1 protein-coding gene and 1 pseudogene are annotated in these 8,212 nt (G+C 74.4%); both read left to right on the forward strand.

Annotated features, from left to right (window positions below; genetic code table 11):
• The coding region (locus MCBG_RS30730) for a type I polyketide synthase (protein ID WP_043331258.1) at positions 1–1,335 on the forward strand (1,335 nt) is incomplete at its 5' end.
• A 43-nt stretch (positions 1,336–1,378) separates the two neighbouring features.
• Positions 1,379–8,212 (forward strand): annotated as a pseudogene (locus MCBG_RS32220) (SDR family NAD(P)-dependent oxidoreductase); the annotation flags it as partial.

The raw sequence follows: 8,212 nt of genomic DNA on the forward strand, positions 1-8,212 counted from the left end.
CCCGACCTGGCCGCCGGCACCGTCCTGGTGACCGGGGCGACCGGCCTGCTCGGGCGGCTCGTGGCACGCCGGCTCGTCACCCGGCACGACGTACGGCACCTGCTGCTGGTCAGCCGCAGCGGAGCGGACGCCCCGGGCGTCGCCGCGCTGGTCGACGAGCTGGCCGGACTGGGCGCCACCGTCCGGGTGGCCGCCTGCGACGTCACCGACCGCGACGCGCTCGCCCTGCTGGTCGACCAGCTCCCCGCCGACCTGCCACTGACCGGCGTGGTGCACGCCGCCGGGGTGCTCGACGACGGTGTCCTGCCGGCGCTCACCCCGGAGCGCTTCGACACCGTGCTGCGACCCAAGGTCGACGCGGCCTGGCACCTGCACGAGCTGACCGAGAAGCTGGACCTGGCCGCGTTCGTGCTCTTCTCCTCGGCGGCCGGCCTCTTCGGCGGCCCCGGGCAGGCCAACCACGCGGCGGCGAACTGCTTCCTCGACGCCCTCGCCCAGCACCGGCACGACCGGGGACTCCCGGCGCTCTCACTGGCCTGGGGCCCGTGGGTCAACGACACCGGCGACGGGCAGACCGGGCACGTCGACGAGGCCCGGATGAACCGGGGCGGCTTCGTGCCGCTCGGCGCCGAGGAGGGCATGGACCTGTTCAGCGAGGCCCTGCGCTTCGCCGAGCCGGTGGTCGTACCGGTCGACCTGGACCTCGCGTTGATCGGCCGGCACGGGCCGGCGGCGGTGCCGCCGGTGCTGCGGTCGCTGGTGCGGCCGGCGGCGACCGGCGCGGCCCGGGCCGCCGAGCGGAACCCGGCCGAGGCGCTGCGGGAGACCCTCGCCGCCACGGCGGAGGCCGACCGCGACCAGGTGCTCTCCGACCTGGTGCGGACCCACGCCGCCGCCGTCCTCGGCTACGCGTCGATCCGCTCGATCGACGCCGAGCGCGGCTTCGTCGAGCTGGGCTTCGACTCGCTGACCGCTGTCGAGTTCCGCAACCGGCTCAACGCGGCCACCGGCCTGCGGCTGCCCTCCACGCTGATCTACGACCGGCCGACCACGGCCGCGCTCGTCGAGTACCTGCGCGGCGCGCTGCTGGCGGAGCGCAGCACGTCCGCGCTGACGGTGCTCGGCGAGCTGAACAAGCTGGAGCACGCCATGCGCGCGGTGTCCACCGGCGACACCGACCGGGCCGCCGTCGGCGTCCGGTTGCGCGAACTGCTCTCCCTGTGGACCTACACCGAGGCCGGTGCGGACTCCGCCGCCGACGAGGGCACCAGCCTCGAGTCGGCCTCCGCCGAGGAGATCTTCAGCCTGCTGGACGAAGAGTTCGGCTCGGCCTGATCCGGCATGTCGCACACCTCGAACCCCGATACGGAGTGGCCCGATGCCCACTGAGGCAGAGTTCCTCGACTACCTCCGGCGTGCCACTGCCGACCTGCGCGACGCGCGCCGGCGGGTACGCGAGGTGGAGGCCAAGGACCGCGAGCCGATGGCCGTCATCGGCATGGCGTGCCGGTTCCCGGGCGGGGTGTCCAGCCCGGCCGAGCTGTGGGACCTCGTCGACCGGGGCGGCGACGGGGTGGGCGACTTCCCGACCGACCGGGGCTGGGACCTGGAGCGGCTCTTCAACGTCGACCCGGACAACCCGGGCACGTCGACCAGCAACCAGGGCGGCTTCCTCTACGACGCGCCACAGTTCGACCCGGGCTTCTTCGGCATCAGCCCCCGCGAGGCCCTGGCGATGGACCCGCACCAGCGGCTGCTGCTGGAGACCTCCTGGGAGGCGTTCGAGCACGCCGGCATCGACCCGCAGGCGCTGCGTGGCAGCCGGACCGGCGTCTTCGCCGGGGTCATGTACCACGACTACGCGTCGCGGGTGCTGGACCTGCCCGACGGCGTCGAGGGCTACATCGGCACCGGCAACTCCGGCAGCGTGGTGTCCGGCCGGGTGGCGTACACCTTCGGGCTGGAGGGCCCGGCCGTCACTGTGGACACGGCATGCTCGTCGTCGCTGGTCGCCGTGCACCTCGCGACGCAGGCGCTGCGCCAGCGGGACTGCGACTTCGCGCTCGCCGGCGGTGTGACGGTCATGTCCACCCCGGGCACCTTCGCCGACTTCTCCCGCCAGCGGGGCCTGGCCTCCGACGGCCGGTGCAAGTCGTTCGCCGCCGCCGCCGACGGCACCGGCTGGTCCGAGGGCGTCGGCGTGCTGCTCCTGCAACGGCTCTCCGACGCCCGCCGCGACGGCCGGCGCATCCTCGCCGTCGTCCGGGGCAGCGCGGTCAACCAGGACGGCGCCAGCAGCGGACTCACCGCCCCCAACGGCCCGTCGCAGGAGCGGGTGATCCGGCAGGCCCTCGCCAACGCCCGGCTCTCGCCGGCCGACGTCGACGTGGTCGAGGCGCACGGTACCGGCACCACCCTCGGCGACCCCATCGAGGCGCAGGCGCTGCTGGCCACGTACGGGCAGGACCGGGGCGACGGCGGGCCGCTCTGGCTGGGCTCGGTCAAGTCGAACCTGGGTCACACCCAGGCCGCCGCGGGCGCCGCCGGCCTGATCAAGATGATCGAGGCGATCCGCCACCGCACCATGCCCGCCACCCTGCACGTCGACGAGCCGTCCCCGCACATCGACTGGTCCGCGGGGCAGGTCTCGCTGCTGACCGAGGCGCGCGCGTGGTCGGCCACCGACCGGCCGCGCCGGGCCGCCGTGTCGTCCTTCGGCATCAGCGGTACGAACGCGCACGTCATCCTGGAGGAGGCGCCCGGCGACGACGCCCCGTCCACCGACGAGGCACCCTCCGCCGTCGACGCGCCGGTCGCGCTCCCGCTCGCCCCGGTGTTCCTCTCCGCCCGTACGCCCGAGGCGCTCGCGGGCCAGGCCGGCCGCTGGGCGACCACCTCGCCCGCGTCGACGCCCCACGTCCGGTGGACGTCGCGGTCTCCTCGGTCAGCCGCGCGGGGCTCGAACACCGCGCGGTCGTCCTGGCCGGCGACGCGGACGACCTGCTCGCCGGGCTGCGGGCCCTCGCCGCGGGCGAGCCGACCGGCGCCGTCACCACCGGCGCGTCGGCCCCGCGTGGCCGGGTGGCCTTCCTCTTCTCCGGCCAGGGCGCGCAGCGCGCCGGTATGGGTCGCGGGTTGTACGGGGCGTTCCCGGTGTTCGCTGCCGCGTTGGACGAGGTGTGTGGTCACCTGGATCCGTTGTTGCCGCGTCCGCTCAGGGAGGTGCTGTTCGCGTCGGAGGGCACGCCCGGGGCGGAGTTGCTGGATCAGACGGTGTTCACCCAGGCGGGCCTGTTCGCGGTCGAGGTGGCGTTGTTCCGCCTGGTGGAGTCGTTCGGTGTGGTGCCGGACCTGGTGGCCGGGCACTCCATCGGCGAGATCGCGGCGGCGCACGTGGCGGGCGTGCTCTCCCTGGCTGACGCGTGCGCGCTGGTCGCCGCGCGGGGCAGGCTCATGCAGGCCCTGCCGGCGGGCGGCGGCATGCTCGCCGTGGCCGCCGACGAGGCGAACACATCACCTTCAGCGGGTGGCGTTGTTCCGCCTGGTGGAGTCGTTGGGAGGCGCCGGACCTGGTGGCCGGGCACTCCATCGGCGAGTAGAGGAGGCGCACGTGGCGGGCGTGCTCTCCCTGGCTGACGCGTGCGCGCTGGTCGCCGCGCGGGGCAGGCTCATGCAGGCCCTGCCGGCGGGCGGCGGCATGCTCGCCGTGGCCGCCGACGAGGCCGCGGTGGCCGCCTCCCTGGCGGGGCTGACCGGCCGGCTGGACGTGGCCGCCGTGAACGGCCCCGCCGCCGTGGTGGTCGCGGGCGACGTCGAGGCGCTCGACGAGGTGCAGCGGGTGTGGTCCGAGCGGGGTGTGCAGACCCGCCGCCTGCGGGTGAGCCACGCCTTCCACAGCGCCCGGATGGACCCGATGCTGGCCGAGTTCGCGGCCGTCGCCGAGGGACTGACGTTCCGGCCGCCGACGATCCCCGTGGTGTCGAACCTGACCGGCCGCGTCGCCGACGCCGACCAGCTCTGCGACCCGGGCTACTGGGTGCGCCACGTACGCGGCACCGTTCGCTTCGCCGACGCCGTCGACTGCCTGCGCGCCGAGGAGGTCGACACCTACCTGGAGGTGGGACCGAACGGCGTCCTCACCGCCATGACGCAGAACTGCCTCGCCGAGCGCGCGGAGGACGAGCCGGCGCCCCTGCTGGTGCCGGTGTCGCGCCACGACCGGCCTGAGCCGCAGGCCCTCCTGGAGGCCCTCGCGTCGCTGCACGTGCACGGCCGCGCCGTCGGCTGGGCGGGCCTGCTCGACCGGGCCGGCGGCCGGCACGTCGACCTGCCGACGTACGCCTTCGAGCACCAGCGCTACTGGCTGGAGCCGGCGGGCCGCTGGACGGACGTCTCCGGTGCCGGCCTCGGCGCGGCCGGGCACCCGCTGCTCGGCGCGGCGGTCTCTGTGGCCGGCGAGGACATGGTGGTGCTGACCGGCCGTCTCTCGACGTCGACGCACGCGTGGCTCGCCGACCACGTCGTCTCCGGCGCGGTGATCGTGCCGGGCGCTGCCCTGGTGGAGTTGGCGGTGCGGGCGGGTGACGAGGTGGGCGCGTCGCGGGTGCGGGAGCTGACCGTGGCCGCGCCGTTGGTGCTGCCGCAGGCGGGTGCGGTGCGGGTGCAGGTACGCGTCGGCGCGGCCGACGAGGCGGGCGTGCGTGTGGTGGCCGTGCACTCGCAGCCCGAGGGTGATCCCGAGGCGGAGTGGGTTTCGCACGCGGAGGGTGTGCTGGAGCCGGCGTCGGCCGACGAGCCGGGCGTGGGGGAGTGGCCGCCGGTCGACGGCGTCGAGGTGGACGTGGCGGGCTGGTATCCGGCCCTGGCCGAGCGCGGCCTGTCGTACGGGCCGGTGTTCCGGGGGCTGCGCCGGGTGTGGACGGGCGGCGACGAGGTGTTCGCCGAGGTGGTGTTGCCGGACGAGGTGGCCGGTGACGCCGCGGGGTTCGGCGTGCACCCGGCGCTGCTGGACGCCGCCCTGCACCCGATCGGGCTGCTGTCCGGCTCGGAGGGCTCGGGCGGGGCGCGGGTGCCGTTCGCGTTCGAGGGTGTGCAGGTGTGGGCCTCGGGTGCGCGGGTGCTGCGGGTGCGGTTGACCCGCAACGGTTCGGCGGTGCGCCTGGTCGCGTGCGACGAGTCGGGCGCGGCCGTGGTGTCGGTGGACACCCTCGCGCTGCGCGAGCTGACCGGGGTGTCGGCGTCCCCGGACGCGTCGGCCCGGTCGCTGTTCGAGGTCGCCTGGCAGGCCCAGGAGGTCGCCCCGGCCGGGGACGCCTCCGGGTGGGCGCTGCTCGGCTCGCCCGCCGCCGGCCTGCCGGCCGTCGCTGAGCTGCCGGTGTACGCCGACGTCGAGGCGGTCGCCGTGGCGTCGGGTGTGGCGCCGCGTCTGTTGCTGGTGCCGGCCGGTGGCCTGCGCCGGGCCCTGCACGCCGAGACGGAACCTGCTTCGGTCCCCGGTGAGATGCCCGCCGCCGTCGACAATGGCCCCGAGTCGGTGCGGGCGGCGACGTCGCAGGTGCTGGCGACGGTGCGGTCCTGGCTGGCGGCGGACGCGCTGGCGGAGTCGCGGCTGGTGGTGGTGACCCGGGGTGCGGTGTCGATCGGGGACGGAGACCGGGTCACCGACCTGGCCGCAGCGGCGGTCTGGGGTCTGCTGCGCTCGGCGCAGTCGGAGCATCCGGGCCGCATCGTGCTGGCGGACGTCGACGGTGACGCGGACGCCGGGCTGCTGGCTGTGCTGGGTTCCGTGGCCGACGAGCCGGTGACGTTCGGTGGTCAGGTCGCGGTGCGCTCGGGTGAGGTGTTCGTGCCGCGTCTGGTGCGCGCGGTAGCGTCCTCGTCGGCGGACGGTGCCGTGGTGGGTGACGGCGCCGTGCTGGTGACCGGCGGTACGGGCGCGTTGGGCGCGCTGGTGGCGGAGCATCTGGTGTCGGCGCACGGGGTGCGGTCGCTGGTGCTGGTGTCTCGGCGTGGCCCGGCAGCTGCGGGTGCGGGTGAGTTGTCGGAGCGGTTGTCCGCGTTGGGTGCGTCGGTGCGGGTGGTCGCCTGTGACGTGACGGACCGGGACCAGGTGTTCGGGCTGGTCGGTGAGGTTTCCGCCGGTGGCCGGCTGGCGGGTGTGGTGCACACCGCCGGTGTCCTGGATGACGGGGTGATCGAGCGGGTCACCGAGGAGCGTCTGGCAAGGGTGTTGGCGCCGAAGGTGTCGGCGGGTTGGTTGTTGCATGAGGCGACGGCGTCGCTGGATCTCGACTTGTTCGTGGTGTTCTCGTCGGTTGCTGGTGTGTTGGGTTCGCCGGGTCAGTCGGCGTACGCGGCGGGTAACGCGTTCCTCGACGGGCTTGCGGTCCACCGGCGGCAGCTCGGGTTGCCTGCGGTCAGCCTCGCCTGGGGCATGTGGGACACCCCCGGCATGGGCGCGTCCCTCGACGAGGCGGACCGGGCGCGATCGACCCGGGGCGGCATCACCGCGATGAGCGCCGAGACCGGGCTGCGGCTGTTCGACGCCGCCCTGACCGCCGGCCGGCCGGCCCTGGTGCCCGCCGTGATCGACCTGGCCGCACTCCGGGCCGCCGCCAGCGCCGGCCTGGTGCCGCCGATGCTCCGCAACCTGGTCGGTACGACCACGACCCGCCGCCAGGCGGGACAGGGCACCACCTGGGCGACCCGCATCGGCGGCCTGACCGCCGACGAGGCGCGCGCCCAGCTCGACGTGCTGGTACGCGGCCTCGTCGCGCAGGTGCTCGGGCACGGCGGGGCGGAAGCCGTGCCCGCCGACCGGGCGTTCCGCGAGCTGGGCTTCGACTCGCTGACCGCCGTCGACCTGCGTAACCGCGTGAACGCGGCCACCGGCCTGCGGCTGCCCTCAGTGCGGTTACCACTAGTATTCATCGTTTCATTACAGTACACTAGGCACCTCGAATGTTCCTAATCCGACTAGGCAAGAGTTTCTTCCGAGTTGATTCCAGAAATCATTACGTAATTCAGCTCACCTCGACACCAATATGACCACCTCCCACCCGCGCCGACGAGCCGCTCGCGATCGTGGGCATGGCCTGCCGCTACCCGGGCGGCGTCGAGACGCCCGACCAGCTGTGGGCGCTGCTGGCCGCCGGCGGGGAGGGGATCGGGGAGTTCCCCACCGACCGCGGGTGGGACCTGGAGAGCCTGTTCGACCCCGACCCCGACCACCCCGGCACGTCGTACACCCGCCACGGCGGTTTCCTGTACGACGCCGGCGCGTTCGACCCCGCCTTCTTCGGCATCTCGCCCCGCGAGGCCCTCGCCATGGACCCCCAGCAGCGGCTGCTGCTGGAGGCGTCGTGGGAGACGTTCGAGTCGGCCGGGCTGGACCCGCAGCGGCTGCGGGGCAGCCGGACCGGTGTCTTCGCCGGCGTCATGTACCACGACTACGCCTCCCAGCTGATGGAGCTTGCCGACGAGGTCGAGGGCTACGTCGGCACCGGCAACTCCGGCAGCGTCCTGTCCGGCCGGGTCGCCTACACGTTCGGCCTCGAAGGCCCGGCGGTCACCGTCGACACCGCGTGCTCGTCGTCGCTGGTGGCGTTGCACCTCGCGGCGCAGGCGCTGCGGTCGGGTGAGTGTGATCTGGCGTTGGCCGGTGGTGTGACGGTGATGGCCACGCCCGGCACGTTCGTCGAGTTCTCCCGGCAGCGGGGTCTGTCGGCCGACGGCCGCTGCAGGTCGTTCGCGGCGTCGGCCGACGGCACGGGCTGGTCCGAGGGCGTCGGCGTGCTGCTCGTGCAACGACTCTCCGACGCGCAGCGGGAGGGCCGGCGTATCCACGCCGTCCTGCGCGGCACGGCCGTCAACCAGGACGGCGCGTCGAACGGGCTGACCGCCCCGAACGGCCCGTCGCAGCAGCGCGTGATCCACCAAGCCCTCGCGAACGCCCGCCTGACCCCGGCCGACGTGGACGCCGTCGAGGCGCACGGCACCGGCACGACGCTGGGTGATCCGATCGAGGCGCAGGCTCTGCTGGCCACGTACGGGCAGGAGCGTCCCGTCGACCGGCCGCTGCTGTTGGGGTCGGTGAAGTCGAACATCGGGCACACCAGGCCGCCGCCGGTGTCGCTGGTGTGATCAAGAATGGTCATGGCGATGCGGCACGGCCTCGTCCCCGCCGACCCCTGCACGTGGACGAGCCCTCCCC

The sequence above is a fragment of the Micromonospora sp. M42 genome (assembly GCF_000568915.1).
Classification (GTDB): domain Bacteria; phylum Actinomycetota; class Actinomycetes; order Mycobacteriales; family Micromonosporaceae; genus Micromonospora; species Micromonospora chalcea.